The organism is Pseudobacillus badius (genome assembly GCF_002189605.1).
GTDB classification, from domain to species: Bacteria; Bacillota; Bacilli; order Bacillales; family Domibacillaceae; genus Pseudobacillus; species Pseudobacillus badius.
Window position 1 is genome coordinate 221,857 of sequence record NZ_MWMM01000004.1, and the last position, 26,400, is coordinate 248,256.

Sequence of the window (26,400 nt, forward strand, 5' to 3'; positions counted from 1 at the left end):
TCTGTTGATTAAAGAATTTGAAGCTTGCATGCGTCTCTTCTTGAATGTCTTCAGGTAATTTAGTATCAACAATCTGCTTCTTCCACCCAATCATAGTATTGCTTACAGAGAGAGCGTAGTAGGTCTGCTTCACGGGCTATCACTTCACATCCACGATCATCATATACAAAGAAAATAATATCTTTTGTTATGTTCACAAAGAAAACATCAGGATAATTGATGGAGTAACCTCCAAACTTTGGTTTTAAGGGAAAGTCTTCATTACTTGCTGCCTTAAGCAATTCATTTACACGTAGATCTTTTCGTTTACACAGCAATGAAAATTGTTGCATCTCATATTCTGTGGATTCATCCAAATCAAACGGATAAGGGTAAGTTCTTACCTGAATACGATCTAAAATACTTTTACACTTAAGAAATGACTGATAGACTTTCAATTTTTTTGTTCGCTGCTTTTTCATTTTATGCTTATAGACATTCGTTACAAGAAACAAGTCATCATTTTGTTCAAACAATTTATTGAAAATTGCAGAGGCTTGCTTATATACAAGTTGAAACCGTTCAAGGTTAAGCCCGGCATTTTCTTTGAACTGATAGATTTCACCGCCAAGTGAAAAGCGGATGCCTATGTCCCATTGATAATAGATACTTGGGACTAATTCAACAGACGGAAACTTTTCATGGAGATATTCTGTTATGTTCATTTAATGATCCTCTCTTTCCCTGGCGCTGGATTAAAAATAGCTCATAAAGTTTTGAATCTGACTGCACAAATAATCAATTTAATAAAAAAGGAGTCTGTCACATCCAAAATTATTGTTTAGGCACGATGTTTTATACCCGTTGATACATCAGCGCTCTGTCTTCTTAAGGAGCCCGGCAGCTTAGTACTCGCGACTATTTTTCATATCTGATTAATATGGCTATCAAATTCACAAGAGCAGCTAACACTAACACAATATATATATAACTAGGTAAATTGAAAACATAGATGAGTATCGCCAAAACTATACATACAATAGTTAATTCAATATAGGCTGCTTTTCTATTTTTTTTATTCTTCATTAATAAATCCCCCTTGTGAAATAGAGTCACTTTACGTGTATTAGTGTCCTATCGTTTTCTTTCTGTTGCTGCGTGATCATCAGCTGGACCGATCTTTATCCTCTCAAATTTCCCATGAAAAGGCAATATTACTCTTCAATGGCAATTCTCCGCCTGTTGGTTTTGTCTGAAAGAGCTGCAGGATTTGTATTTGCCTTTTGAGGTTCCTCTTTAGAAGTGTTCGGAGGTGCTTAATGGAATAGGATGTATTGGTCTTTAAAACATGATGAAGTAGCTGTCATTTAATTTGTTGTTGGGTCATAGTGAAGTTCTTGATTTAAGAGGAAAATAGAAGAGCCTATCTGCATTTTATTGCAAATAGGCTCTTTAAAGTTGCTGAGTCTCTAACTGTCGTTTGTCCTTGCTATTGCTGCGTTTTATTTATTTTTATTTAATATATTTGAATTCTGCACAAAACGACTTTAGTTAATTGTAATCTATCCACGCCCGGTCCATAACCCATCAGAGGAAACCGCTCTATCTGCCAGCTGGCGAAACTGTCTTTTCGCTTCTTCATCCGCAAAGGCGCGCTTAGGCAGAATGTAGGCACTCATTGAGCTGAAAAACAAAAAATAATACTCTTCGTTTTCTGCTACTTTCTCAATTCCGGACCAGCTTACCTTTCTTTCTTCTACCTTGTTTTTCTCTATAAAGCCATCTTCATGAAGAGTGAATGTATGTTCACCAATCAGATTTTCATTTTTCCCTTCATTTAACGCTTTATTGACCCCGTTCTTTACATGCCAATAGAAATACCTTGGATAAAACATCATCCAGGCGACAGCAGTCAGCATAAAAACAACGGACAGCCCGACTGAAAACTCTCCTGTAATTCCGGTAAAAATAAAAGGAAGCACCAGAAAAGCGATGGGCGGAAAGAAACGCTGCGCGAATAAAGACTTTTTGATGGCGGCGGAATTCTTGACGTAATAAAGATTGAATGCCAAGTAATCCTCCTTTGTCAGCTCATAGCTTAGTTTCATCCATCTTCCTCCCTCTCCTATTTAGACTTTTTAAAAGCCGAAGCAGCGTGACAAGCTGGCTATACAAAAAAGGAAGGGCTAATCCCTTCCTTTTACTTTTACGCGACTTAGAGGATTTGAACCTCTGACCTGCAGCTTAGGAGGCTGCTGCTCTATCCTGCTGAGCTGCAGGTCAAATAAAAGACTGATATATATAGGTTTATTTAGTTTACTCTGTACCGTTTTTGGAAACTTGTCTTACAACTACCTTCTAACAGAATCCCATTTTTCTCCTTCTATTTTAACACGCAGCTAACTTGCAATCTACTGAATTTTTCTTTATTTGTTACCTCCGACTTCAAAATGGATAATATCTCCAGTTTAAAATTCCCCGTTTATAACAGATAAACGTTACGTACTTTTGATTTTTTAAGGAGTGACGTGACGGTGTTAAGTGAAGAGGAGTTTTTATGATTCGAGATTTGCATCAGAAAGACTGGGCTAAAACGGCCATTGCCAGAGAAACAGGGGATAAAATTGTGCTTTTATTAATGATTTCATTACTCACTATGTTGTTCTAGCTCTGTGGCCATACGATGCTCTATGTATGATTCTGCATATTCTTCAAGAAATTCTTTTAAGCTATATTCGTTTAGATAGTTCATTTTAAAATTATACCTTTTGTGAAATAGAGGGTTTTACCAATTCAATAAAGAATGTAAAACATAGGATGGGTACATCCTGTTTGTATCCAATTCAGGAAACTAACAGGTCATTGAGGACCTCAAAATTTTTATTATACAATTTAAGGATGTGTTTATATGTCAGAAGTTCAAGTCATTATTGGGGTTCCCGGAAAGTGGAAAAATAGATCAGAGTTAATACAAGCTGTTGCATCTAACGGTGATGGGTATTTAATGGCTGGTTACATTATCCATAACGCAAAAAAAGACGTAGGTTTTCAAGTGGAAGTTTATGAACACGCCCCCCATTTAAAGGAGGCTTTTTCCTATGCAGGTGCCCTTCAGGAAAGTCTTTTGGATGAAATCGAACATCATACGTTCACGGTATATGTAATAGCAAATATTAATGGGATTGAAGGGCTTAAACAAGTAGTAGATGTCGGAGCAACTTTATTAAAAGCTGGCGGTTTAGCGATAAAAATTGAAACTTCCGGAATGGCACACACCAAAGATGAATGGTATCAACTTTTAGAAAACCAAGATTATTTTCCTATCTATTCTCATTTTGTGACTCTCGTTGGTGAGGAGGAAAGTTATTTTTCGTGCGGAATGAAAGCCTTTGGATTACCGGATGTCATTACTCCTTCTTCAATATCACCAGAAGAAGCCGCAGACCTCCTTAATAACTTCAATCTTTATCACATTATTGAGCATCCTTCTTTTCAAAATGGTGAGATATTTAGTTTGGAGCAAAATTCACCTGTATACAAAATTGATTTCATCAATGAATTTAGATACGAGGAAGAGGATGTATTCTTTAATCCATTTGGATTAATTAATTTAATTCCAGCATAAGTAATAGAGGTACTTATTGTACCTCTCAGACTGTAGACAAACTCAATGAAAATTGAAGTTGTGGTCCGCAGTCTTTTTCTTTTGCTTGTAGATGGGGGCTGTTGATTTCCATTCCAGGCTGCTTCGCCTTCCATTCCAATCAACAGGGTTTACAAAGTTGCTGAGAGGTACTAACAACATTAAAGTTTAATTTAGCTTAAATGAAAAACAGCGCGCTTGCATTTTATCTCCAATCTATACTGTCTTGCTTTTATCTTTCCATTCTTTGTATCAAAAATTGCACCTTCAACATGTATAATACTTCCTTGATCTTTACTTTCAGCAATTTTGAGAGAAGGAATATTGCATTTCTTATCAATTGCGTTAACAATATGCTGGTTTACATATCATTTTAAAATACTTTCAACATTATCGTGTATTTGATCAAAGTCACCATTGTAGGCTTCAAATAAGGTTGTACTGTTTATAAAAATCAGCATCTTTTTTAAAAAAGATGTACCGAAATTATCTATACTCCGTAATTGCACTGACGGGACAGATTACTCTAAAACAAATTGAAAAATTATGGTAAATTTATATTAAATCAAAACCTTAAAAGGCGGTAATTACATGAACAAGATATTAGCAGTGTGGATTATAATAGGTGCATTTTTAGCAGGTTGTTCTAGTATTACTGAGACAGAATCAACTCCAGTTCATCCGTTATTTTCTGCTGATGAAAATAAGTATTCCTTATTAATGGTAAGAGAAACAGAAATGGCAGATTACAATAAATGGTTAGAAGAGAATCAAATAACTAATGTTAAAAAAATTCATGGTCGAACTTCATTAGAAGAAACAAATGGTGAATATAAGTTTTTAGAATTAGAAAAATCTCCAGCATATGTTGTATTTGATACTAAAAATGTGGTGTATAAAGCATACACCGAGGAGGATTTAATTAAATTTTTAAAAGAGAACAGCCCAAATCAGTAAATGCATTGTCTTAATGAGGAAAATGAATTAAATAGGACCTAAGTTGACTTTTGATCTATATTATGAAGGAGTGAAAGAATGTTGGAAATTTCAATTGATCAGATTAGAAAATAAAAGAAAAAAGGTCGATATAGGTCGGACACTCTAGAATATTTCTAATCCAGAGAACCTTAATATATCAACCTTCTTCCATGTTTTACGCGCCTTAGAGGATTTGAACCTCTGACCTGCAGCTTAGGAGGCTGCTGCTCTATCCTGCTGAGCTAAAGGCGCATCTTCTATAACCCTGTTTTTCTTCTGAACGAGAAGAACGGGATTGTTTAAGAAGAATATGCTTACTTAACTAGTATTTGCCGTTTTTATCTTCAGAAACTCTTCTATTTTAGCATAAATTCTTTGCAAGAGTCAATTCGCCCCTTGAATGGGCATAGGGACCTGCAAGCAAGGCCTGCTCCATGAAATCGCCTCAAAAACCTTGGAGAACAAGTCTCCAAGGTTTTTGAGATTTTTTAATAAGACAGCACGCTTTTGGTCTGAGCCTCTTGCCCAGTATTTAGTGATCCAAAGTCATAGCAGTTTTCAATATAAATTTGATGCCAGACCATAAAGGAAAGGAGCGTCCACAGCTTTCGGCTGTTATCTTTCTTGCCGGCGGCATGCTCGTCCAGCAGCAATTGAACCTGCCGTTTATCAAAGAGATCATCCACCTCGCTGGAACGGATGATGAGAGAGGCCCAATCATAAAGCTCTTCTTTCAGCCAGTGACGGATCGGCACGGGGAACCCTAATTTTTTTCTATTTAACACATGATCCGGGACAATGCCTTCGGCTGCTTTGCGAAGGATATATTTAGTTGTATGATGGGCTATTTTCTGATCAGCGCTAATTTTGGAAGCTACCTCAAAGACGCGTTTATCCAGAAAAGGAACTCTCAGTTCGAGGGAATGGGCCATAGACATCTTATCCGCTTTTAATAAAATGTCCCCTCTCAGCCATGTATGAATGTCCAAGTGTTGCATTTTTGTCACCGCATCGTAGCCGCTGGATTGGCTGTAAATAGGATCGGTGATGTGCGTGTAATCTAATCCCCTTCTATAATCGGTAAGCAGCGGCGCTTTTTCCGCTTCTTCAAAAATCTTCGCATTGCCGATATAGCGTTCTTCCAGCGGGGTAACGCCGCGCTCAATAAAGCTTTTCCCTTTCATTCCTTCGGGCAGTGCTTGGCCAAGGGTTTTAACGATACGTTTAACAGGAGAAGGAAGGTAATTAAATACGCGCAAAGATTCCGGCTCCCGGTAGATGTTGTATCCGCCAAACAACTCATCCGCCCCTTCCCCAGACAGTGCTACTGTTACATGCTTTTTCGCCTCGCGCGCAACAAAATAGAGCGGCACAGCTGCCGGATCAGCGAGCGGATCATCCATATGCCAAATAATTTTCGGAAATTCCTCTAGAAACTCTTCGGGTGAGATCACATAGCTGATGTTTTCTAAATCCAAGGATTGAGCCGTTTCCTGCGCTACATCAATTTCACTGAATCCGTTTCTTTCAAAGCCGACAGAGAACGTTTTGATCTTTGGGTTCACTTCTTTTGCTAAAGCAACAATGAAGGATGAATCAATTCCGCCAGACAGGAATGACCCGACTGGTACGTCACTGCGCATATGAACAGCGACTGAATCCGTTAGCACGTCTTGAATCTGCTTCACAAGCTGCCGCTCGCCTGTTTGCGCCGGCTGAAAATTAGGACGCCAATAGCAGCGAATTTTCATCGCTTGTCCCGGTTTTTTAAAGAAATAATGGCCGGGAGCAAGCTTTTTCACGGAAGCCGTCATCGTATTCGGTTCAGGCACGTATTGAAAGCTAAGATAATGCTGCAAGGCATCCCGGTCAATCTCAGATTCTGCCTGATTTTCTTTAGCTAATAGAATGCTCTTTTTCTCAGAGGCGAATAACGTAAGATCCTCTTGTTCGGAATAGAAGAATGGCTTGATGCCAAAATAATCCCTTGCTCCAAATAATAGTTCTTCTTCTTTATCCCAAATAACAAAGGCAAACATTCCTCTTAGTTTCTTGACAGCATGCTCCTTCAAATCGCTATAAAGAGCAAGAATCACCTCTGTGTCTGAATCCGTAAAGAATTGATAGCCTTTTTCTTCCATCTCTTGGCGAATTTCAATATAATTATAAATTTCACCATTAAAAATGATCCAATAACGGTCATTTTCATAAGAGAGGGGCTGATGACCGCTCTCAAGCCCGATAATACTTAGACGTCTAAAACCAAAATTTACGTATTTATCAAAATAAAAGCCCTCGTCATCAGGCCCTCTATGAGTAATAATGGCATTCATTTTTCTAAATGTATCTTTTTTTAATGTCTCTTTCGTTTCTTGGGGTTTGTCGTACACACAACCAACAAATCCACACATCGCTAACACCTGCCTATTCTAAAATGAACCTTTTTTGTCTTTTACCACAGTATCAGTTTTTCTAGAAAATAACAAATGATTCAATAGTTTGATTTATTTCTTGCTGTCTTTCTTTAGTTTGTGACGATCATTTACTTATATTTGCCAACTCTTAGCAGCAGAATCTAACAATTTTTGGGAAATCATTTTTCCGCTTCTTGTAATTTCCCTGTCTGTTGGCAGATTAAACTTCAAATTGTTCTGTCGGCCCGCTGAAATGTGATAAAAAATCAATATTAGGAGATAGAACCCAACCGGATCATGAGTGAAGCTTTACGAGTGAGGCACTTATGTGATAGCAACAAGAGGGGCTTTGTGCAAATAAACAGAGTCCTGCTTATCTGCGGGCAGGACTCTATGTTATCTGATTATTCTTCGAATACAGTAACTTCCTTCATGACATCGCCGTTTTTCATAGCACGCGCTGTTTCCAAGCCAGATGTTACTTTCCCAAATACAGTATGTACGCCGTTTAAATGGGGCTGAGGTTCATGAACGATAAAGAATTGGCTGCTGCCTGTATCTTTGCCGGCATGAGCCATTGACAAGCTGCCTGCTTCATGCTTATGAGGATTTCCTTCTGTTTCACATTTAATCGTATAGCCAGCGCCGCCTCTGCCTGTCCCTGTCGGATCTCCGCCCTGACTAACGAATCCAGGGATGACTCGATGAAACACTACTCCGTTATAAAAGCCTTCATTTGCCAGCTTTTCAAAATTAGCCACCGTATTAGGCGCTTCGCCTGGATATAATTCAAATTCAATCGTTTCCCCATTCTCCATTACAATCTTCCCTTTTTTTGCCATAAAAACCACTCCTTTTCACTTGAATATTTCCTTTTTATCATACCAGAAGAGCGGAAGAAAACCAGAAAGATGAAAAGATTTTCTTAAGGAATTTTCCGAGTAGCTGTTTGCGCGCCAAAAACCCCTACTGAGATCAGCTGCTCAGAGAGGCTTCCTTTTCCAAGATCATGATCAAATTACCGGTGCTCATCCGGATCTTTCAAGTCTATGTTATCCCCTCTGGAAGACAACCGCGTCCGACAGCGAACTAAACAGTGAAGATACAGCCTGCAAAAGCCAACATCCCTTCTTTTCCAGGAAGAGAAGGGATAAAAAATACAGGCAAGATGCAAGATGGACATTAAGATGTTTCTTGTGATTTCTGCAAGCCCATCGCCAGTTCTGCTGCTTTCAGCCTTCGTTCTTTTTGGGCTACATGAAAAACAATATAGATCCATACTAAAACAATAGCCGTATACATGACATACTGAATAGTCGGGGGAATCGTCGTATACCCGAATATGGCGCGGACGTTTGTAAAAACTAACATGCCGCTTACAATCACAGCCAGCATGCGTGTCGGAAGGCTTTTGACAATCCAGGCAGCAATCGGAGCAGCAATCACTCCCCCGAGCATAATCGCTCCTGCCCAGAGCCAGTTAATATGGCCGAGACCGAGGGACAGCATAAACCCCAATGTTGCTGAAGCGGCGACAGCAAATTCACTGACACTGACCGTCCCGATTACTTTTCTTGGCTCCACCCCTTTTTGCGAAAGCAAAGCAGGAGTGGCAATCGGTCCCCAACCGCCTCCGCCGCTCGCATCAAAGAAGCCTGCGACAAAACCGAGCGGAAGATAAAATTTATTCGTCAGCTTTTTATGTTCTTGCCTGCGGGCATCCTGCAAAAATAAAAAACGCGCCAGAATATACAATCCTAATGCCAATAAAAAGATTGACACGTATAATCGCACGTAGTCGCCAGTTAAGTGGCTCAAGAAGGTCGCTCCTGAAAATGCACCGACTGATCCGGGGATAATTAGACGCTTTGCCATCTGTTTATCAACATTCCCAAAGCGCATGTGCGACATCCCTGAGGCAGCGGTCGTGACCACTTCTGCCATATGAACCGAGGCAGAGGCTATCGCGGGCGCAATGCCTGCCGTCAGCAAAAGGGTCGTAGATGTAAGCCCATACCCCATTCCGAGCGCACCATCTACAAGCTGGGCGGCGAGTCCAACTAGCGCCAATATGACAAAACGTTCCACTTTTTTCCCCTCCTAATTAAGGCTGTATGGCTTGAGCAAATGGGCGGATTTCACGCAAAAATGCTTCCCGCCGCTCTATATCTTTATAAAAGATAGGATCAGCCGCTATTTTTAATAAATGACGGCGTACAGTACGATCTGGTTCTACTTTCCTCACAATTTGTCTAACTTCATATAAAAAATCAATGTAGTCTTCATACGATTCATCATAGACTTCTGCGAGCTCGTTTCTGATCTGCTTAGCCAATGTCGGGCTGGCTCCTCCTGTGGAAACACTTAGGACGAGCCGGCCGCGCTGCAAGGAAGCAGGGATGATGCTGTTGCCGAGGTCCGGCTGGGCAGCATGAACAACGAGCTTGCCGGCTGCCTTGGCTTGTTTGGCGACTTCATCATTAACCTTTTTTGAATCAGTCACGGCCATCACTAAGAAAGCATCCTCGTAGTCTTTTTCTTCAACAGGCTTTTGGATAACTGTAACCACCCCTTCATCAGCGAGCTTTTCTATCCCCGGATGAATCACCGGACTCACAACGTGGACATGAAGGCCGAACCGTCGCAGGTTTTCTATCTTGTGCAAAGCCACTTCCCCGCCGCCAACCATCACAACTTTCTCATCCGCTAAATGCACCATAATGGGAAACATCGAAATACCCCCTTGCCGGATTTGCCTCTTCTATGCGGTCCTTTATAATTTGCCGGATGGCCGGATGATACCCCAGGCACTTCGTTAAAATCACTGAATCTCCTGAACCTAGCCCTTCCAGCTCTCTTTTTAATGTGTTAGACAAAATTCCGGTAAATAATAAATAAGGAACCACCCATAACTGAGACGGCTTCTGTTCGCAGAGGCGCGTCAGTTCCTCTTTGAATGACGGAGCCGCTGCCGCTAAATATCCTATATTCACATCTATTAACTTGGTTTTATAACAGAACAGATCCCTAATGGCTGCAAAATCAGCCAGCGTCTGCGGGTCGCTGCTCCCCCGGCCAACGAGCAATACAGACGCATCCGGTAAGATGCGCTGCCCAGTTTCCTTCATTCGCTCCACTAAAATATCGACAATAGCTTCATGTACACCAAGCGGCTGAGCATAGTAAAAGATGATGGAAGGAAAACGGAATTTCGCTTTCTCCAGCTCTATAGGAATATCTTTTTTCGCATGGCCGGCAGCCAGCAGCAAGAACGGCAGAACAATCACTTCTGTGGCGCCTTTCGCTACACAGCGGGCAATTCCCTGTTCAATGGTCGGTTCCGCCAATTCCAAAAAGCAGGCCTCTTGAATAGGGATGCCAATAAACGGTTTTGTCCGTTCAATGAAAGCGAGCGCCTCCTCTCTCCCTTGCTTCACCCGGCTGCCATGGCAAATGTAAAGAACAGCTTTCATTGCCCGGCCCCCACTGCCAGCACAGCCTCTGCTTCCCACTCGTTAAACCAGCGCAACTTCTCCCGAAGCCGGACGACTTCGCCAATAACAATCATGCTTGGATTCGTCACGCCTTCTTCTTGGGCAATATCCGCAATGGTCGCCAGCGTGCCTGTCACTGTTCTTTGGGCTTTCGTTGTCCCCCAATGAACCAAGGCAGCCGGCGTCTGCGGGGATTTGCCATTTTCAATTAATCGCTGCTGTATATAAGGAAGGTTTTTGACTCCCATATAAATGGCTAACGTGTCAATGCCGTTGGCAAGGGCCGCCCATTTCTGATCCTCTTTCTCTCCTTCGCGCCGATGACCGGTCACAATGGCAAAGGAGGCGCTATGATCTCTGTGAGTAACCGGAATCCCCGCATAGGCAGGAGCAGCGATTCCAGAGGTAATGCCCGGGATAATCTCAAAAGGCACGCCATGTTCCGCAAGAAAGGCAGCTTCTTCGCCGCCGCGGCCGAAAACGAATGGATCGCCGCCTTTAAGCCTTACAACCCTTTTCCCTGCCTTGGCATGCTTCACCAGCAAGTAATTAATCGTTTCCTGCTGCAGATGATGATGGTCGGGAAGCTTGCCGCAAAAGATCAATTCAGCCCCGGGTTTCGCATCATCTAAAAGTTCAGGGCTGATTAACCGATCGTACAAGATCACCTCTGCCTCTTGAATAGCCCTTAAGCCTTTCACTGTAATTAAGTCCGGGTCACCAGGACCCGCTCCGACTAGCTGCACCTTTTCCATAATGGCCACCTCCGCTCCATATTTTCAAATGCTGCGGGGAAAAGGCCCGCCGCTTTCTATCATTTTCTCGTTAAATCCAGCTCTTCTTTTTCATAAATTCAATTAATTGATCGGCACATTCATCCACTGAATAGCGGCTGGTCTCCAGAACAAGCTCCGGCGCATCCGGTGCTTCGTAGGGAGAAGAGATTCCCGTGAACTCTGGAATCTGGCCGCTGCGAGCCTTTTGATAAAGCCCTTTAGGATCACGGGCTTCACATTCATTGAGCGGGCAGTTGATGAATACTTCAACAAATTCATCCGCCTCAAGCAGCTGGCGAACGGCCTTTCGATCCTCTTGAAAAGGAGAAATAAAGGCGGTAAAGACAATTTGGCCGCTGTCAACGAATAATTTGGCTACTTCACCGATCCGGCGGATGTTTTCTTTCCGGTCCGCCTCGGAGAAGCCTAAATCTTTATTCAAACCGTGCCGGATATTATCGCCATCCAGCACATAGGTGTTTGCTCCAAGCTCGTGCAGCTTTTTCGCCGCCGCATTGGCAACTGTTGATTTCCCTGACCCGGACAGGCCGGTCAACCAAAACACCGCACTATGATGCTTATTTCCTGTTCGCTGATCGTGTTTGGTTAATGCCTGCTCGTGCCATACAATATTTGTACTCATCTGAATCCCTCCTCATGAAACCGTTTCTTTCTCCCGTAAACCGCGGATTAATACTTCAATCACTTCTTTTCGGCTGAATGTAGATGGCGGCACCTCGCCAGCGCGAAGCATTTCTCTCACTTTTGTGCCGGACAAAATGACATGATGCTCCTTGTCATGAGGACACGTCTTGGCGGAAGCCATGCTTTCGCATTTTTGGCAATAAAAGCTGTGTTCGAAAAAGAGCAGGGTGATGCCGATTTCATCGGCAGAAAACTGGCTGAAAATCTGTTGCGCATCATAGGTGCCATAGTAATTGCCTACTCCGGCATGGTCACGGCCGACAATAAAGTGAGTGCAGCCATAATTCTTGCGCACAATCGCATGAAAAACGGCTTCCCGCGGTCCTGCATAACGCATAGCAGCAGGAAACACAGCGAGTTTCACCCGATCTTTTGGATAGTAATCCTTTAACAGCACCTGATAGCTTTCCATTCGCACATCAGCCGGAATGTCATCCGCTTTGGTTTCGCCAACAAGCGGATTTAATAAAAGGCCGTCAACTATTTCAAGTGCTGTTTTTTGAATATATTCATGGGCGCGGTGCACCGGATTTCTTGTCTGGAAACCAACGATGCGCTCCCAGCCTTTTTCTTTAAAAATAGCTCTCGTTTCAGCCGGATCAAAATAAAACTCGCTAAATTGCTTCCGCTCAATCCGGCGAATAAGCGTAACGGGTCCTCCAATATAAACAGAGCCCCGCTCCAGCAGTTTTTTCACGCCCGGATGAGCAAGATCTGTTGTCCTATAGACTTGTTGGGCTTCATGATGCTGATCAGGCCGGTAGATTTCCTTTATCGTCATCACGCCATAAGGCAGCCCGTTGTGAACAAGGAGCACGGTTTCTTCTTCATTCAATGACGCCGCTTTTTCTTCTGTAACCGGCAGGGTGATCGGCAGGCTCCAAACGGTCCCATCCGCCAGCCGCAAGCAGGAAACAACGGAGTCATAATCTTCTTTCGTCAAAAATCCGATTAACGGGCTGTAAGCTCCGGTGCCAATTAGTTCTAAGTCACTTAAAGCTGTTTGATCTAATTCAATTTCTTTATGAAGATGAGAAATATCTAAATCCGGATGAAACAAGTGAATCAATGTTCCGCCATGCGGTATACTTTGTGTCATTGTCTTTACCCCCTAAATCAATTAACTTTATAAAAATACTATGATTTAAAATAAAAAAAATTAGCTTGTATGCAGGCCGCATTCTGTTTTTCCGGTGCCAGACCAGCGGCCGGCACGCATATCCTCCAAAGAATAGGCCGGCTTTGTACAGGTTTCACAGCCGATGCTCGGATAGCCTTGGTCATGAAGGCGGTTATAAACCAGCCCGTGTTTCGTCACATAACGCCATACATCCTTCCATGTCCAATGAATTAAAGGACACACCTTAACCTTTTTAAACTTGTGATCCTGATTTAAAAAATTCGTATGCTGTCTCGTTTCAGACTGTTCCCTTCTGAGACCTGAAATCCAAGCGGCTGCTGGAGCAAGCGCGTTAGCTAGCGGTACAATCTTTCTAATGTTGCAGCATTGGTTAGGGTCGGTTTTCCATAAATCTTCACCATATCGGGCAGCTTGTTCTTCGATGGTACACTCAGGCTGCTGAAGCTGAATGCGAAGAGAAGGATAATTTTTTTTGACTTCCTCAATCAACTCATATGTTTCTTTAAAATGATAACCGGTATCTAGAAAAACAATCTCAGCGTCTTTCTGTACCTTAGAGATTAAATCAATCAATACAATGCCCTCAATACCAAAACTGCAAGCATAGGTGAGCTTTTCGCCATATTCATTATAAGCCCATTGAAGAGTCTCTAATGCTCCTTTTGTTTTACTCTCCGCTGGAAACACAGGCAGACTGTTCTCATTCCACTGTTCATATTTAATCAACTTTAAACACCTACTTAACAGATAGGATTTTATGAATATAGATAATCTTATCAGAAAATTTCCTAAAGTCAAACCCTATTTTGAAGAATCCTTTTCAGTATATGAACAAGGGACGAATATGTTTATTTTCTTTGGAGGAAGGAATAGTAAAAGAAGAAAGCATTCGCAAAAAAGGAGCTGGAAACATGGAAAAATTGAAAACGGACATTCTTCATATTCTAAAAGAACATAAAGTCGGCACACTGGCGACGGTAAAGAACAACAAACCGCATACCCGCTACATGACCTTTTTCAACGATGATCTGACTCTGTATACCCCAACCGGAAAAGATACTTATAAAGTCGAGGAAATTGAGAAAAATTCAAACGTTCACATTTTAATTGGCTATTCCGGCGAAGGGATGGGCGATTCGTTCCTGGAAATTGAGGGAACTGCTCAAATCGACGATTCGCGTGAAACGAAAGAACGATTATGGAATGAAGAAATCGCTAAATGGTTTAACGGTCCGGAAGACCCTGAATATATCGTTCTTCAAATTACCCCGAGCACAATCCGCTACATGAATGACGGCGAGAAAACTCCTCAAGTGCTGGAGTTGTAATAGTCAGGCACCTTCCTAACCAGGAGGGTGTCTTTCTTGCTTTCTCTCTCTGTCTCGGACATAGACAAACAAAATTCACGGCGAATTTTCTGATTATACAGTCGAATGGATGGGTATACTACAGAAAAGTATGTTTATTCACCAGCTTTGAAAGGATGAATTTGATGACTCACAGACGAATTTGTACAGAATGCAACGGATTAGGCAGAGTTCCTCTAATCAGAGGGCTTCTTATCAGCAAAGTATGCAAGCATTGCCACGGCGTTGGAAATCACTCATCTTTTCGTTTTCAAGCCTCCTTGCTTGGCAGCGAATTTGGCGAGGAGTTTACTTATAGATAAAGCTGCAGCTTTTCTTTGATCCTCCCGGCTGCTTAGCAAGTCCCTGTTAGTATAATTAGCCACAAAGAGAGGTTATCCGTGTGAAAGAACAGGATATCATTTTATATGAGGAGAAGAAGTATCGAATTATCCGGATCGATGAAGCGGGATATTGTGATATTATGCGCCTTTCCCCTCCCCACCAAGTGGAACTGACCCATATTAAACATTTGAGAAATTGCCCGATCATTTCTCCTTCCTAAGAACCGGACAGACTAAGCGGCTGCGGTTCTTTTTTTGCACACTTTTCTTTACCGGCAGGACAGCTCTCCCTTTTCCTGCTATAAGATGGTATAATCGATACGATTATGAATAAATGGAGGACGAATACTATTGATTACTGTACAGGATGTCAGCTTGCGCTTCGGCGATAAAAAGCTATTTGAAGATATTAACATTAAATTCACCCCCGGGAATTGTTACGGGTTAATCGGTGCCAACGGAGCCGGCAAGTCCACTTTCCTGAAAATCTTATCAGGGGATCTTGAGTCCCAAACCGGTCATGTTTCCATGACACCCGGCGCACGTATGGCTGTATTAAAGCAGAATCACTTTGAATATGAGGAAGAAGAAGTGCTAAAGACTGTCATCATGGGCCATGCTCGCTTATACGAAGTGATGCAGGAGAAAGACGCCATCTACATGAAAGCGGACTTTACAGATGAAGACGGCATGAAGGCAGCTGAGCTTGAAGGAGAATTCGCCGAATTAAACGGCTGGGAGGCCGAATCAGAAGCGGCGATCCTATTAAAGGGACTTGGTGTGCCTGAGGACCTTCATACAAAAAAAATGGCTGAGCTGACTGGTTCAGAGAAAGTCAAAGTGCTTTTGGCGCAGGCTCTTTTCGGCAAGCCAGATGTCCTTCTGCTTGACGAGCCGACCAACCATTTGGACATTCAGGCGATTCAATGGCTGGAAGAGTTTCTGATTAACTTTGAAAACACAGTAATAGTCGTTTCCCATGACCGTCACTTTTTAAACAAAGTATGTACTCATATTGCAGACTTGGATTTTGGAAAAATTCAAATTTATGTCGGAAACTATGATTTCTGGTATGAATCCAGCCAGCTGGCGGCAAAGATGGCGCAAGATGCCAACAAGAAAAAAGAAGAGAAAATTAAAGAACTTCAAGCGTTTATCGCCCGCTTTAGCGCCAATGCTTCTAAATCAAAGCAAGCAACCTCCCGGAAGAAATCGCTTGAAAAAATCACACTTGATGATATCCAGCCTTCTTCCCGCAAATATCCATATGTTCATTTTAAACCGGAGCGCGAAATCGGCAATGACTTGCTGCGTGTGGAAGGATTAACGAAAACAATTGATGGCGTGAAGGTGCTCGATAATATTAGCTTTATTATGAATAAAGATGACAAAATCGCTCTTGTCGGTACAAATGAGCTGGCAAAAACAACTTTATTTAAGATTTTAGCCGGTGAGATGGAGCCCGACAGCGGCACATTCAAATGGGGAGTCACGACAAGCCAGTCTTACTTCCCGAAAGATAACAGCCAGTATTTTGAAGGCTCCGATTTAACGCTTGTCGAATGGCTGCGCCAATTCTCCCCTGAAGACGAAAGTGAAAGCTTTTTGCGCGGATTCTTAGGACGGATGCTTTTCTCAGGCGAGGAAGCATTGAAAAAAGCAAGTGTCTTATCAGGAGGAGAAAAAGTCCGCTGCATGCTTTCAAAAATGATGCTTTCCGGGGCAAACGTCCTCTTGCTCGATGAACCGACAAACCATTTGGATCTTGAGTCTATTACTGCTTTGAATAATGGTTTAACGAATTTCAAAGGATCCATGATCTTTGCTTCTCACGATCATCAGTTTATCCAGACCATTGCTAACCGGATCATCGACATTACGCCAAACGGCTTGATCGACAAGCAAATGACTTATGATGAATACTTAGAAAATGCCGACTTGCAAAAGCAGGTTAAAGAAATGTATCAAGTGTCTTAAAGACAAATAAAATCAGCCGGAGTCTGTTTCCGGCTGATTTTATTTTGAGATCCCTGCTTTGATTCCTCCTGTAACCTTCCCCTCTCATTCAGCGAATCAACCACGGCTTAATCTAAAAATCCAGTCTCCTTAAAATTGGACGTTTACAGACATCTCTTTGAGGTAAACCACTAGAGAACAGCAAGAGCTTTAAAAAAGGAGCGTGCTTATGTTTACATTTAACGACATGGTGACGTTCGTCTGGGCTTTTTTTATCACGCTTCCGTTAACTTTAATTATCCATACGGGCGGTCATGCGTTTTTCGCCTGGCTGTTTGGAGGTTCAGCGAAACTAACGGTCGGAAGAGGCGCCGTGCTGTTTTCTTTTAAGGGGATAGAAGTACGGAAATTTTACTTTGTGGATGCAGCTTGCTACTACGGCGAGCTAAAAAAGGAAAGGCGCTGGAAGCATGCCCTGATTTATGCGGGCGGCCTTCTATTTAATACGTTATCTATCATCATTGTTAACGGGTTGATTCATATCGGTTATTTACCAAAACACCTATTCTTTTATCAGTTCGTTTATTTTTCCGTGTATCTCATTTTCTTCTCTATGATCCCTATTAACTATGGAGCAGAAAATCCAAGTGACGGAAAAGCCATTTATGATGTTTTGAAACACGGAAAGGTCTATAAGGAATTTTATTAAAGCCGATTGGCTGCGGAGCGGAATTCGCAGCCAATCGGCTTTGTTTTTATTTGACTGCTTCACGCTGACAGCAAAGCTCTGGCAATGCCAATAAAGTATTCAGACTCCCGAATAATATGATTTACTACCGAGATAGCCACAGGATTGTCCTGAACGCTTTTGCTGTGTTTTTTAATTTGCCGGCAGAGGGCAATGAATGCCATACTTTGTTTCAAACAAAATTCCGTTAGCTTTAATACCTCTTGATAGAGAACGGACGGAATGTAGTTTCCCGACCGGGAGAGTGCTTCAATAAATTGAACAATCGTTTGGTGCGTCGTTGCTAAAGCAGCTTCCCACTCTTTTAGGGCCTCTACATAATTTTTTTCTAGGTTAGGCAAAAGCTCCCGAATCACAACTGTATGTTCTTCTTCCTGATGCTTCCAAAACTCTGCTTCATCTAAAATCCGCAGCGGCATTTGCGGACCATAGTAAAATTGCATATTTGTCCCTCCCTGTTATTCATCTATGACATCATATGAAGGAAAGACAAGCAGTATGTTTCCATCAGCGGTTTTCATTCGTTCATTATGGATATAGTAAGACTGGACACATAACGAGGAGGAAAAGATTTGGAAAATCAATTTATTCCTGCCACTTCTGTCAACAGCGGCAGAGTAGTTTCCATCAAACCGGATATTCATATGTTCACGGTGCAAATTGTTAATCTCTTCTTTGTTGGCGATCAGCAGGGCTGGGTGCTTGTCGACGCAGGCATGCCCCGCTCTGCTGATGACATTCTGAAGCAAACAGAGCAATTGTTTGGTGAAGGAGCAAAACCGAAAGCCATCGTCTTAACACACGGACATTTCGATCATGTAGGCGCCCTTGAAGAGCTGGTTCACCGCTGGGATGTGCCCGTATATGCCCATGAGATGGAGCTTCCTTATCTAACAGGCAAAAAAGATTACCCAAAACCTGATGCATCTGTTGAAGGAGGCTTAGTCGCCAAAATGTCGCCCATGTTTCCAACAAAGGCGATCGACCTTGGAGGAAAAGTAAAAGCATTGCCGGCAGACGGCCTGATTCCGCCGATGCCAGGGTGGCGATCGATCCACACACCTGGGCATTCGCCAGGACATATTTCCCTGTTTCGAGCGGCAGACCGCGTTCTGCTCGCGGGCGATGCATTTGTCACAGTCAAACAAGACGCACTCTACAACGTGCTTACGCAAAAAAAAGAATTTCAGGGTCCGCCGCGCTATTTAACAACCGATTGGGAAGCAGCAAAAGCTTCTGTCGGCCGGCTGGCCGAATTGCAGCCGGCAATCGCTGCAACAGGCCATGGAACAGAAACAGCAGGGCAAGAGTTAAGTGACGGTCTTGCTCATTTAGTTGCTCATTTTGATGAGGTGGCGGTTCCTGATTATGGACGGTATGTGGACGATCACCACTGAAATCCTTCTGCTGTTTACTGAATAATTCCTTACGCTCCCCCATACACTAAGCAGACACCTGAGTGAAAGGAGCCTCTTTATGAAAAAGGAAAAGGGACCTGCTGGCAGAACCTTTGCGTTCAATGATTATAAAAGTGCTGATGAAACCGAGAAAGGTTTTGCCGTCACACATGAGCAGGCAAGCGATACGTATACTGAAGGAACCATTGACGGACACATAGACCGATTGGACGAAGCGATGGAGGATTTCCCGAAACAATAAAAGGCCCTAACAGGGCCTTTTATTGTTTCGCTAAAATGTCTTTATATTGGCTGTCTTCTTCAAGCTTAGACTTTGCATACGAGCATGTAGGAACGATCTTTTTATTTTGTTGACGAGCATAGCTCACTGCTTCTTCAATAAGCTGCTCTCCTACTCCTTGTCCGCGAAGCTGTTCATCAACATAGGTATGATTGATTTCCAGCTGTCCGTTGCTTGCCGGCACATAGGACAGCTCAGCCAGCATGTTTCCGCTGTCCTCAACGAAAAATCGTCCCTCTTCATGTTTGATATCCATTCGTCATCACCTCCTCCTTCCTCACTTATAAGCGGAATCGATGAACAGCCGACTCCAGCTGTTCGGATAGTCCCATTAACTGATGGGCTGATTCGTTCATCCTCCTCATTAATTCCCTTTGTTCTTCTGCCGCAAACACGGCTTGCTGTGTTTGTTTTACATTGTTTTTCGAAATTTGAGCTACATGTTCCATCGAAGCAAGCACTTCCTCTGTTCCTGCTGACATTTCTTCGGTCACTGCCGATACTTCATGAACATCTTTATTGACCTCTTGAATGGAATCCTTCATTTTCTGCAATGACTGCTCGATCTTTAAGACGGCTTCTGTGCTGGTTTCCGCTTTTTTTGTACTTACCTCTGTATTTTCAATGACTCTCGCCGTCACAGCTTCAAAATTGTTCAGCATCTCAGTGATTTGTCCAGCCGATGATTTTGATTCTTCCGCCAGCTTTCTTACTTCATCAGCCACGACAGCAAAGCCTTTTCCTGCCTCTCCTGCCCTGGCTGCCTCGATCGCCGCATTCAGAGCAAGAAGGTTTGTCTGATCTGTAATTGATGTAATGACTCCTACAATTTTTTCTACTTCCTTAAACATTATGCCGAGCTCAACGACTTCTTTATTTGTCGCAACAATTGATTGCACGGCCTCTTCAATTTCCGAAACAGCGTCACTCGTTTGCAGATAACTTGCCTCTGTCAGCTCTGTGACCCCGCTGCTTGCTTCTGCAATGGAGGAGGCCGACTCAGCAATTTTCTGAATTCCTGCGGCCATCTCCTCCATGGCCCGGACAGCTTCCTCGTTGCTTTGCATCTGACGCTCGCTCCCCTTTGAAATCTCTTGAATATTTTCCATAATGGCTTCACTTGACTCCTGGGCTGAACGATTATCATTGGTCAGCTGTTCTGCTGCGTTAGTTAATGAATCTGAGGAAGAGCGAATAGAAGAAATCATGGCGACCAGTTGGGAAACAGCCGAACGAAAGTTAGCAGTGAACTGCCTGATCTCATCCTTTCGGCTTGCATGAATCGTTTCTATTCTTTGAAGGGATTGCCCGATGCGGCCGGCTGCCAGCTCATCCACCCCTTCGTTCATGCCAGCCAATGGTTCAAGCGTACGTTTAATGAGCAGGTAGACAATGATGCAGGCAAGCAAGATCATCATGAGAAAAATAGCAATGATTAAGGGGAGGCTTTTCTTTAAAGTTTCTTCTCCAATCTTATCAATCTGCTGAGCGGAAATATCGAGGCCAATAAGACTAACGATTTCGCCATGCTCGTTTTTGAGCGGAACCATGACAGAAACGTATTTGCCATACTGTTCATCAGCAATCACATCTGTATAACTGCTTCCTCCTTGAAGCACCGGCTCAATATCTTCCATAGGCATGGAAAGCTCTTCTCCTATTTCGGTGGAATATTGATCTCCCTTTGCCATGCCGTCAATCAGCATTTTCGGTTTGTTCTCCTGCACTGTAAAGGTATATAAATACATCGCTCCGAGATGTTCTCTTATCTGATTTAACTGCCGGCGGATATCCCAGTACTCCTTGCTTTCCGAAGGCTGCTGCAAAAATTGCTCATACTTATCTAAATCAATAAAAGCGGCAGCGGTTTCAGCCGACTGAATCCCTTGAGCGCCAATCGTTTTCTCAATGGAAGATGTCGTGTTCATATAAGCAATAGCCATAGTGGCGACCAATAAAAGAAGCAAAATGACCAGCATCGTCCCCGTCAGTTTTTTTGCTATCGTCATAGTTCCAGCCCTTTCTTCTGTCTTTTTCTTTCAAAAATGGATAAAGAATACTTGATCTGCATGAAATGAGTAGGAGCAATCCCCTGTCTTTCGCACAATCAGCAACGATTACTCTAATTCCAGCATTTGTTATTCTACAAAGAATAAATTATTCATTTTCGCATAAAAATCCAATTATTTCAGAAGCCTCTCTCCTATTCTCTCGATTGTGAAATTTTACCTATACAACTATTCTCCTCCCTGCTCCCTTCCATGTTTAATACTCACATTGACCTATCTCCTTTATAAAAACAATGCAATACATGTGCCAATGTCCATCTAATAGACTATTTTTATCGGCCGCTCTCCCTTCCGCTCTTCGCTTTTCTACCTATAGATCTGCTTGTCTGCTCAATCTTTCGTCATAATGCCTAGAAAATGATAAATGAGAGCTTATATGATACACTGAAGGAACATTGCTTAAAGGAGGAGGCTTCAATGGCAAATACACATATGTTCTCTAAAGGAGAAGAAATTGCCAATTCTATTACACACGGCATCGGGGCATTGCTGAGCATAGCGGCACTCGTGCTGTTGATTGTCTACTCTTCTTTATACGGAACGGCTTGGCATGTTGTCAGCTTTACCATTTTTGGAGCGACCATGCTGGTGCTCTATCTGTCTTCCACGCTGGTTCACAGCTTGCCAAAAGGCAAAGCCAAAAACCTGTTTGAAATTTTTGATCACTCTTCGATCTATTTTTTTATCGCTGGTACCTATACCCCGTTTCTATTTTTGGCTGTTAAAGGAACACTCGGCTGGACATTATTCGGTATCATCTGGGGACTGGCTTTATTTGGAACAGTATTTAAATGCTTCTTTGTTAAAAAGTTTTTACATACGTCCACGCTTCTTTACGTACTGATGGGTTGGCTGATTGTATTTGCATGGGAACCGCTCGTTCAAAACCTGCCAAGCGGCAGTCTGGCCCTGCTAGTGACGGGAGGGGTTTTATACACGCTCGGCGCTGTTTTCTACGTATGGAGAGGATTTAAATACCATCATATGATTTGGCATTTGTTCGTTCTTGGCGGAAGTGTGACTCACTTTTTCTCCGTCTTGTACTTGCTGCCGTCAGCCTAAAAAAAATCGCCGGCAACGGCGATTTTTTTTAGGTCTCTTTTATTTTCCTTCTTATCCTTATTTCCATGTTTCCACGGCATTTCGGAGCAGGCCGCAAAAATTTGCAGGTTTTCCCATTGGCCAAAGCCCCTTTTTTTATTCTTGGTAATAAATAATAACAAAAAAGGAGGTTTTTTGCGTGGATGCGTTTTTATAGATGTGTGTTTGGTGAGCTTGGAAGCTGAGTGCTTCTCCCTTTTTTAAAGTAAACTCTTGATGTTGGATTTCAATCGTCAGCTCCCCGTCACTTACTAAAACAAATTCCTCGCTGTTTTTCGTATGAACGTCTGAAAAGTGGCTTCCTCCCGGCTGAATGTCCACCGAATAAATTTCAAACTTTTTCTGCGGATGGTAAGGAAAAAGCGGATAAACTAAATAATTTCCTTGATCATCAACAAGAGCCTGCAGCTGCTCTTTTTTTACTTGGGTAATTTGTGTCTCCTCCTCCTTCATAAAGGCAGAAAATGACACGTTCAGCCCGTTAGCAATCTTCCACAGAGTGGTCACTGTGGGATTTGTTTTTCCTTTTTCAATTTGTGCCAGCATTCCTTTGCTGACACCGGTCAGTTCAGCGGCCTTGTCCAGGCTCAGTCCTCGCTTTTTGCGGATATCAAATAAATTCTTTCCAATTAACTGTTGTAGGGAATCCATGATCGTCCTCCTGAAAAAGAAATATTGATCATTATAATATACAAATGTATAATATCATAAACATAAAGATGGGAGTGAATGAAATGGAAGCAGCAGAAGAAAGTTCTCTAACCTTTCATCAAGGAGTCAAGGATTGCATCCCCACTCTTCTAGGATACATAAGTATCGGGTTTGCAGCTGGCATGATCGGAGTGGCTTCCGGATTGTCCGTCATGGAAATTGCTTTTATGGCCGTATTCGTGTATGCGGGGGCCGCACAGTTTATCATTTGCGGCATGATCGCAGCCGGCAGTCCGGCCTCTGCCATCATTTTTACTACTTTTATTGTCAACTTGCGGCATTTTTTATTAAGTGCTACGCTGGCTCCGCACTTTTCCAATTATTCACTATGGAAAAATGCCGGTATCGGCACGCTGGTGACAGATGAATCCTTCGGGGTGGCGGCGGGCAGAATCTTTAATGGCCGACCAGTGAATGACCGATGGATGAACGGATTGAATTTAACTGCTTATACTACGTGGATTGCTTCGTGCGTCGTCGGGGCGCTTCTTGGAAGATGGGTCGCCGATCCTGAAAAATTCGGACTGGACTTTGCTCTAACAGCGATGTTTATTGCCTTGCTAGTCTTGCAGATAGAAAGCATTAAAGCGTCTAAATTAAAGCATTATTTAATGCTTATTTTTTTAATGGTCGCAGCGATGTATCTATTCTCTGCTTTTGTTTCTGTTGATCTCGCCGTTATCTTGTCAACTGTGATCGTGGCGACTATCGGGGTGGTGACATCGAAATGAGTATAAATATAACCACCCTTCTTATTTTGGCAGGCTGCGCAGTTGTGACCTGGATTCCCCGGGTCGCTCCTTTCTTAATTGTCCGGAATTTACAATTGCCGGATGTCGTAATGAAATGGCTCTCATTTATTCCTATTTGTATTTTAACAGCTTTGATTGCCGGAAGTGTGATTGATAACAGCGGAGCCGCGACCCTGCCGGCGATAAACTGGCAGGTGCTGGCGGCATTGATCCCCACGTTATTCGTCGCTTTGTGGACTAAAAGCCTGTTGGCTACTGTGATTTTCGGAATTGTTGTGATGGCTGCTTTAAGGAATTTTGTTTAATCAAATTGCTGCATCTTAGTCTATAGGATCGATACAGCAGAAAAAAGGAGGGCCCATCCAAAAAGTCATTTTTGGATGGGCCCCTTTTTATCAAGCTGTTCTGTTCTTCCTGAAAAATCAGTGTTCAGTAAAAGAAGTGTTTTGTCGATTGTGTGGAACTTGCTGGGAACTTAATTGTTTTAGCTGCTGCTGAGACTGATCGATTTGTTGAGTCATTTGGTTAAGAATGCTAAATGACTGGAGGGTTTGCCCCACACTTCCTAACATTTGTGCGGCCTGTTGAACGGTTTGCTGGAGCTGCTCGAAAGTCTCCTGCTGCTGACTTTGAGCTTGTCTTCTAAATTGCTGCATCTGCTGAAGCAATTGAGCGGCCTGTTGATTGGACACCGTTGATGATGGATCAATCGAGCCGAGTTGCTGCTGGGAGCTTTGAAGCTGATTTAATGTGCTTGCCATAGAATCCAACTGACTTCTTAGAGGCGCTAACTCTTCACCAATCTCTTCCTCGAATTTTCTTTCCGCTACTCTTTCTACCACTTGTTCAGTTACTTCTTCTGTTGTTTTCTTAGCCATTGTAAAGTCCTCCTTTGTTAGATGCGGCACATTTTCCATGACCAAGTCATCTGTTCTGTTATCAGTTTGCCCCTTCCTGTTTAAAGAAACAAAATAAATAACAGCCAGCATAACTAGGCCTAATATGAATAGTGTAATAAGCAAATTTGCTACCTCCTGGGCTGGCGAGCAGGTGCTGGCTTTTTAAACACAATGATATTATGGACTTTGAAAAAGGCTCTTATTAGCGGCAATAATAACCTCTTCATCCAGCCAATGAAAAACAGCGGCTGCTTCCTTTGTTGATGTAAACGAGGAAAAACTTGATAAAGCAAGATGCTCTTGTTCCTTTCTCGTTTTAAAAACCCTAAGGCGTTCGCTATCTATACCTAAAGTTAAAATGAAAAATCCCGCTCACACAGCGGGATCTTCAATGAACTTCTAGATCCAATGACTAAATAATCATCGGGCCTGCCACGCTTTTATTTTTTTATCTCCTGGAAGCCATAGAGCGCTTATGCCAAGCAGCGGAAGAACGCTGGCTGCGACCATAATAAATTTTACGCCGAAACCATCTGCGAGAAATCCGAACACAACTGCACCGATAGCTCCCATCCCAAAGGCGAGTCCTACAATTAAGCCAGAAGCCATGCCAATCCGATTGGACAGCAGCTCCTGGGCATATACGACCGCCACGCTAAAGCTGGACAACAGGATAAAACCAATACACAAAAGAATCGGCAAAACAGCGGTTACCGGTACGTATGGAAGAAGAAGAGTCAGCGGAGCCGCTCCAAGCATGGAGAAAATGAGCAAATTCTTCCGGCCGAAACGGTCAGCGAGCGGGCCGCCAAGAAAGGTTCCTGCTACACCAGCCGCTAAATAGGCAAATAGATACAGCTGTGAGTGCGGAACCGACAGCCCATAATCTTGAATCAAATAAAATTGGTAAAAATTAGTAATAGCAGCCACATACCAGGATCTGGCGAACACGAAAAAGATTAATAAAACCATCGCCCCTTTTATTCGGGCGGGCAGCTTCGTTGTGGCCGAAGATGTCTGCTGCTTCTTTTTTGCGCCGTGGATCACCAGCCTTTCCTTGTACCAGGCAGATACCTTCATGAGCATTATGGCACCGGCAGCGGTGATGGCTGCAAATAACAGCGCCCCTTTTTGTCCAAGAGGCACAAAAATAAATGCAGTAAACACCGGAGCGAGCGATTGTCCGCCGTTCCCGCCCATTTGATAAATGGACTGGGCCAGCCCTCGTCTGCTGCCAGCAGCCATAAAGGCCACCCTTGAGCCTTCCGGATGAAAAACAGCCGATCCTAAACCAATAAATAAAACGGCAAGAAGAACAAAATAAAAATTAGGAGATAAACCAAAGGCAATCACGCCAACCATGGACAAAAGCATTCCTGCTGGCAGCAAATACGGCTGCGGCCTGCGGTCAGATGCAGCCCCAAATACCGGCTGCATCACGGAAGAGGTCATATTTAGCACAAAGGCAATCCACCCCATCTGCGAATAAGACAAGTGCAGGGAGTTCTTAATAATCGGAAACATGGCGGGAACGACAGACTGGATGGAATCATTAATAAAGTGGCCGGCACTGATGGCAAAGAGCATGCTGTATATCGTCGCCTCGCGCACCTCGGCTTTATTTGTTACAGATGTCATAAACAATC

28 protein-coding genes and 2 tRNA genes are annotated in these 26,400 nt (G+C 43.0%); 11 read left to right on the forward strand and 19 right to left on the reverse strand.

Annotated elements, in window-relative coordinates; all coding sequences use genetic code 11:
* Window positions 1-65: 65 nt before the first annotated feature.
* The 3 genes from B1A98_RS10065 to B1A98_RS10075 all read right to left on the reverse strand — a co-directional run bounded on the left by B1A98_RS10065 (window position 66) and on the right by B1A98_RS10075 (window position 2,254).
* Window positions 66-704 (reverse strand): DUF3885 domain-containing protein, encoded by a 639-nt coding sequence (locus B1A98_RS10065; RefSeq protein ID WP_063384962.1) that lies wholly within the window; start codon window positions 702-704, stop codon window positions 66-68.
* An 837-nt stretch (window positions 705-1,541) separates the two neighbouring features.
* Window positions 1,542-2,087: a YcxB family protein gene (locus B1A98_RS10070; RefSeq protein WP_063384961.1), complete on the reverse strand. Its 546-nt coding sequence runs from the start codon at window positions 2,085-2,087 to the stop codon at window positions 1,542-1,544.
* Between the two features lie 104 nt (window positions 2,088-2,191).
* Window positions 2,192-2,254: transfer RNA gene (locus tag B1A98_RS10075), tRNA-Arg, on the reverse strand.
* 633 nt (window positions 2,255-2,887) lie between these two features.
* Here B1A98_RS10075 and B1A98_RS10080 point away from each other — a divergent pair.
* Together B1A98_RS10080 and B1A98_RS10085 are read left to right on the forward strand one after the other, a co-directional pair.
* The gene (locus B1A98_RS10080; RefSeq protein ID WP_063384960.1) at window positions 2,888-3,604 is read left to right on the forward strand and encodes a DUF4261 domain-containing protein; all 717 of its coding nucleotides are present in this window, start codon (window positions 2,888-2,890) and stop codon (window positions 3,602-3,604) included.
* A gap of 609 nt (window positions 3,605-4,213) precedes the next feature.
* On the forward strand, window positions 4,214-4,579 hold the full coding sequence (locus tag B1A98_RS10085) for a hypothetical protein (protein ID WP_063384959.1): 366 nt from the start codon (window positions 4,214-4,216) through the stop codon (window positions 4,577-4,579).
* Window positions 4,580-4,778: 199 nt separating this feature from the next.
* Here B1A98_RS10085 and B1A98_RS10090 read toward each other — a convergent pair.
* The 10 genes from B1A98_RS10090 to B1A98_RS10135 form a co-directional block, all read right to left on the reverse strand.
* Window positions 4,779-4,852 (reverse strand) — tRNA-Arg (locus B1A98_RS10090).
* 236 nt (window positions 4,853-5,088) lie between these two features.
* Window positions 5,089-7,011, reverse strand: coding sequence for an asparagine synthase (glutamine-hydrolyzing) (gene asnB / locus B1A98_RS10095; RefSeq protein ID WP_063384958.1), 1,923 nt, complete (start codon window positions 7,009-7,011; stop codon window positions 5,089-5,091).
* 407 nt (window positions 7,012-7,418) lie between these two features.
* Window positions 7,419-7,856: a peptidylprolyl isomerase gene (locus B1A98_RS10100; RefSeq protein ID WP_063384957.1), complete on the reverse strand. Its 438-nt coding sequence runs from the start codon at window positions 7,854-7,856 to the stop codon at window positions 7,419-7,421.
* Between the two features lie 340 nt (window positions 7,857-8,196).
* Entirely contained in the window at window positions 8,197-9,102 is a 906-nt protein-coding gene (locus tag B1A98_RS10105; protein WP_063384956.1) for a sulfite exporter TauE/SafE family protein, read from the reverse strand.
* Window positions 9,103-9,118: 16 nt separating this feature from the next.
* A complete protein-coding gene (locus tag B1A98_RS10110; protein WP_063385146.1) occupies window positions 9,119-9,745 on the reverse strand; it encodes an NAD(P)-dependent oxidoreductase in 627 nt (208 codons plus the stop codon).
* Window positions 9,714-10,487 carry a sirohydrochlorin chelatase gene (locus tag B1A98_RS10115; RefSeq protein ID WP_063384955.1) on the reverse strand — a complete coding sequence of 258 codons (774 nt, stop codon included), beginning with the start codon at window positions 10,485-10,487 and terminating at the stop codon, window positions 9,714-9,716. The genes B1A98_RS10110 and B1A98_RS10115 overlap by 32 nt, the downstream gene beginning before the upstream one ends.
* Complete coding sequence (cobA, locus tag B1A98_RS10120; protein ID WP_170808523.1) at window positions 10,484-11,266, reverse strand: uroporphyrinogen-III C-methyltransferase; 783 nt, start codon at window positions 11,264-11,266, stop codon at window positions 10,484-10,486. Before cobA ends, B1A98_RS10115 begins: the two co-directional genes overlap by 4 nt.
* Before the next feature lie 67 nt (window positions 11,267-11,333).
* Window positions 11,334-11,927, reverse strand: a complete 594-nt coding sequence (gene cysC, locus B1A98_RS10125; protein ID WP_063384953.1) for an adenylyl-sulfate kinase — start codon at window positions 11,925-11,927, stop codon at window positions 11,334-11,336.
* 12 nt (window positions 11,928-11,939) lie between these two features.
* On the reverse strand, window positions 11,940-13,088 hold the full coding sequence (gene sat / locus B1A98_RS10130; RefSeq protein ID WP_063384952.1) for a sulfate adenylyltransferase: 1,149 nt from the start codon (window positions 13,086-13,088) through the stop codon (window positions 11,940-11,942).
* A gap of 60 nt (window positions 13,089-13,148) precedes the next feature.
* Window positions 13,149-13,856 (reverse strand): phosphoadenylyl-sulfate reductase, encoded by a 708-nt coding sequence (locus tag B1A98_RS10135; RefSeq protein WP_063384951.1) that lies wholly within the window; start codon window positions 13,854-13,856, stop codon window positions 13,149-13,151.
* Window positions 13,857-14,041: 185 nt separating this feature from the next.
* Between B1A98_RS10135 and B1A98_RS10140 the strand changes: the two genes are divergently transcribed.
* The 4 genes from B1A98_RS10140 (at window position 14,042) to B1A98_RS10150 (ending at window position 17,485) form a co-directional block, all read left to right on the forward strand.
* Window positions 14,042-14,458, forward strand: a complete 417-nt coding sequence (locus B1A98_RS10140; RefSeq protein WP_063385145.1) for a pyridoxamine 5'-phosphate oxidase family protein — start codon at window positions 14,042-14,044, stop codon at window positions 14,456-14,458.
* Window positions 14,459-14,879: 421 nt separating this feature from the next.
* Entirely contained in the window at window positions 14,880-15,041 is a 162-nt protein-coding gene (locus B1A98_RS20455) for a hypothetical protein (protein ID WP_156487285.1), read from the forward strand.
* Window positions 15,042-15,171: 130 nt separating this feature from the next.
* Window positions 15,172-16,797, forward strand: a complete 1,626-nt coding sequence (locus B1A98_RS10145) for an ABC-F family ATP-binding cassette domain-containing protein (protein WP_063384950.1) — start codon at window positions 15,172-15,174, stop codon at window positions 16,795-16,797.
* A gap of 208 nt (window positions 16,798-17,005) precedes the next feature.
* A complete protein-coding gene (locus B1A98_RS10150; protein ID WP_063384949.1) occupies window positions 17,006-17,485 on the forward strand; it encodes a hypothetical protein in 480 nt (159 codons plus the stop codon).
* A 59-nt stretch (window positions 17,486-17,544) separates the two neighbouring features.
* Here B1A98_RS10150 and B1A98_RS10155 read toward each other — a convergent pair whose 3' ends face one another.
* Window positions 17,545-17,967, reverse strand: coding sequence for a DUF2935 domain-containing protein (locus B1A98_RS10155; protein WP_063384948.1), 423 nt, complete (start codon window positions 17,965-17,967; stop codon window positions 17,545-17,547).
* A 129-nt stretch (window positions 17,968-18,096) separates the two neighbouring features.
* Here B1A98_RS10155 and B1A98_RS10160 point away from each other — a divergent pair, with 129 nt between their 5' ends.
* Both B1A98_RS10160 and B1A98_RS10165 read left to right on the forward strand, forming a co-directional pair.
* Complete coding sequence (locus tag B1A98_RS10160) at window positions 18,097-18,921, forward strand: MBL fold metallo-hydrolase (protein WP_063384947.1); 825 nt, start codon at window positions 18,097-18,099, stop codon at window positions 18,919-18,921.
* Between the two features lie 79 nt (window positions 18,922-19,000).
* Window positions 19,001-19,183, forward strand: a complete 183-nt coding sequence (locus B1A98_RS10165) for a YozQ family protein (RefSeq protein ID WP_041095906.1) — start codon at window positions 19,001-19,003, stop codon at window positions 19,181-19,183.
* Window positions 19,184-19,202: 19 nt separating this feature from the next.
* Here B1A98_RS10165 and B1A98_RS10170 read toward each other — a convergent pair whose 3' ends face one another.
* Both B1A98_RS10170 and B1A98_RS10175 read right to left on the reverse strand, forming a co-directional pair.
* Window positions 19,203-19,478, reverse strand: coding sequence for a GNAT family N-acetyltransferase (locus B1A98_RS10170; RefSeq protein WP_063384946.1), 276 nt, complete (start codon window positions 19,476-19,478; stop codon window positions 19,203-19,205).
* A 25-nt stretch (window positions 19,479-19,503) separates the two neighbouring features.
* A complete protein-coding gene (locus B1A98_RS10175; protein WP_063384945.1) occupies window positions 19,504-21,231 on the reverse strand; it encodes a methyl-accepting chemotaxis protein in 1,728 nt (575 codons plus the stop codon).
* A gap of 477 nt (window positions 21,232-21,708) precedes the next feature.
* Here B1A98_RS10175 and trhA point away from each other — a divergent pair, with 477 nt between their 5' ends.
* Window positions 21,709-22,353: a PAQR family membrane homeostasis protein TrhA gene (trhA, locus tag B1A98_RS10180; protein ID WP_063384944.1), complete on the forward strand. Its 645-nt coding sequence runs from the start codon at window positions 21,709-21,711 to the stop codon at window positions 22,351-22,353.
* 135 nt (window positions 22,354-22,488) lie between these two features.
* Here the strand turns inward: trhA and B1A98_RS10185 are convergent, their stop codons facing one another.
* On the reverse strand, window positions 22,489-23,043 hold the full coding sequence (locus B1A98_RS10185; protein WP_063384943.1) for a helix-turn-helix domain-containing protein: 555 nt from the start codon (window positions 23,041-23,043) through the stop codon (window positions 22,489-22,491).
* Window positions 23,044-23,126: 83 nt separating this feature from the next.
* Here B1A98_RS10185 and B1A98_RS10190 point away from each other — a divergent pair, with 83 nt between their 5' ends.
* Together B1A98_RS10190 and B1A98_RS10195 are read left to right on the forward strand one after the other, a co-directional pair.
* The gene (locus B1A98_RS10190; RefSeq protein WP_370511063.1) at window positions 23,127-23,834 is read left to right on the forward strand and encodes an AzlC family ABC transporter permease; all 708 of its coding nucleotides are present in this window, start codon (window positions 23,127-23,129) and stop codon (window positions 23,832-23,834) included.
* Window positions 23,831-24,160 carry an AzlD domain-containing protein gene (locus tag B1A98_RS10195; protein ID WP_063384942.1) on the forward strand — a complete coding sequence of 110 codons (330 nt, stop codon included), beginning with the start codon at window positions 23,831-23,833 and terminating at the stop codon, window positions 24,158-24,160. Before B1A98_RS10190 ends, B1A98_RS10195 begins: the two co-directional genes overlap by 4 nt.
* 117 nt (window positions 24,161-24,277) lie before the next feature.
* On the opposite strand, the gene B1A98_RS10200 is transcribed toward B1A98_RS10195, so the two are convergent.
* Window positions 24,278-24,733, reverse strand: a complete 456-nt coding sequence (locus B1A98_RS10200) for a hypothetical protein (RefSeq protein WP_125474356.1) — start codon at window positions 24,731-24,733, stop codon at window positions 24,278-24,280.
* A gap of 441 nt (window positions 24,734-25,174) precedes the next feature.
* Window positions 25,175-26,392: an MFS transporter gene (locus tag B1A98_RS10205; RefSeq protein WP_063384940.1), complete on the reverse strand. Its 1,218-nt coding sequence runs from the start codon at window positions 26,390-26,392 to the stop codon at window positions 25,175-25,177.
* Window positions 26,393-26,400: the final 8 nt, after the last annotated feature.

Bases quoted from the DNA above. Each gene is read 5' to 3' on its own strand.
- B1A98_RS10150 (WP_063384949.1), top strand. From the start codon at position 17,006: ATGTTTACATTTAACGACATGGTGACGTTCGTCTGGGCTTTTTTTATC.
- sat (WP_063384952.1), bottom strand. From the start codon at position 13,088: ATGACACAAAGTATACCGCATGGCGGAACATTGATTCACTTGTTTCAT.
- B1A98_RS10085 (WP_063384959.1), top strand. From the start codon at position 4,214: ATGAACAAGATATTAGCAGTGTGGATTATAATAGGTGCATTTTTAGCA.
- B1A98_RS10115 (WP_063384955.1), bottom strand. From the start codon at position 10,487: ATGAAAGCTGTTCTTTACATTTGCCATGGCAGCCGGGTGAAGCAAGGG.
- trhA (WP_063384944.1), top strand. From the start codon at position 21,709: ATGGCAAATACACATATGTTCTCTAAAGGAGAAGAAATTGCCAATTCT.
- B1A98_RS10110 (WP_063385146.1), bottom strand. From the start codon at position 9,745: ATGTTTCCCATTATGGTGCATTTAGCGGATGAGAAAGTTGTGATGGTT.
- B1A98_RS10140 (WP_063385145.1), top strand. From the start codon at position 14,042: ATGGAAAAATTGAAAACGGACATTCTTCATATTCTAAAAGAACATAAA.
- cysC (WP_063384953.1), bottom strand. From the start codon at position 11,927: ATGAGTACAAATATTGTATGGCACGAGCAGGCATTAACCAAACACGAT.
- B1A98_RS10200 (WP_125474356.1), bottom strand. From the start codon at position 24,733: ATGGCTAAGAAAACAACAGAAGAAGTAACTGAACAAGTGGTAGAAAGA.
- B1A98_RS10175 (WP_063384945.1), bottom strand. From the start codon at position 21,231: ATGACGATAGCAAAAAAACTGACGGGGACGATGCTGGTCATTTTGCTT.
- B1A98_RS10070 (WP_063384961.1), bottom strand. From the start codon at position 2,087: ATGAAACTAAGCTATGAGCTGACAAAGGAGGATTACTTGGCATTCAAT.
- B1A98_RS10205 (WP_063384940.1), bottom strand. From the start codon at position 26,392: ATGACATCTGTAACAAATAAAGCCGAGGTGCGCGAGGCGACGATATAC.
- B1A98_RS10195 (WP_063384942.1), top strand. From the start codon at position 23,831: ATGAGTATAAATATAACCACCCTTCTTATTTTGGCAGGCTGCGCAGTT.
- B1A98_RS10190 (WP_370511063.1), top strand. From the start codon at position 23,127: ATGGAAGCAGCAGAAGAAAGTTCTCTAACCTTTCATCAAGGAGTCAAG.
- B1A98_RS10165 (WP_041095906.1), top strand. From the start codon at position 19,001: ATGAAAAAGGAAAAGGGACCTGCTGGCAGAACCTTTGCGTTCAATGAT.
- B1A98_RS10155 (WP_063384948.1), bottom strand. From the start codon at position 17,967: ATGCAATTTTACTATGGTCCGCAAATGCCGCTGCGGATTTTAGATGAA.
- B1A98_RS10170 (WP_063384946.1), bottom strand. From the start codon at position 19,478: ATGGATATCAAACATGAAGAGGGACGATTTTTCGTTGAGGACAGCGGA.
- asnB (WP_063384958.1), bottom strand. From the start codon at position 7,011: ATGTGTGGATTTGTTGGTTGTGTGTACGACAAACCCCAAGAAACGAAA.
- B1A98_RS10185 (WP_063384943.1), bottom strand. From the start codon at position 23,043: ATGGATTCCCTACAACAGTTAATTGGAAAGAATTTATTTGATATCCGC.
- B1A98_RS10065 (WP_063384962.1), bottom strand. From the start codon at position 704: ATGAACATAACAGAATATCTCCATGAAAAGTTTCCGTCTGTTGAATTA.
- B1A98_RS10080 (WP_063384960.1), top strand. From the start codon at position 2,888: ATGTCAGAAGTTCAAGTCATTATTGGGGTTCCCGGAAAGTGGAAAAAT.
- B1A98_RS10100 (WP_063384957.1), bottom strand. From the start codon at position 7,856: ATGGCAAAAAAAGGGAAGATTGTAATGGAGAATGGGGAAACGATTGAA.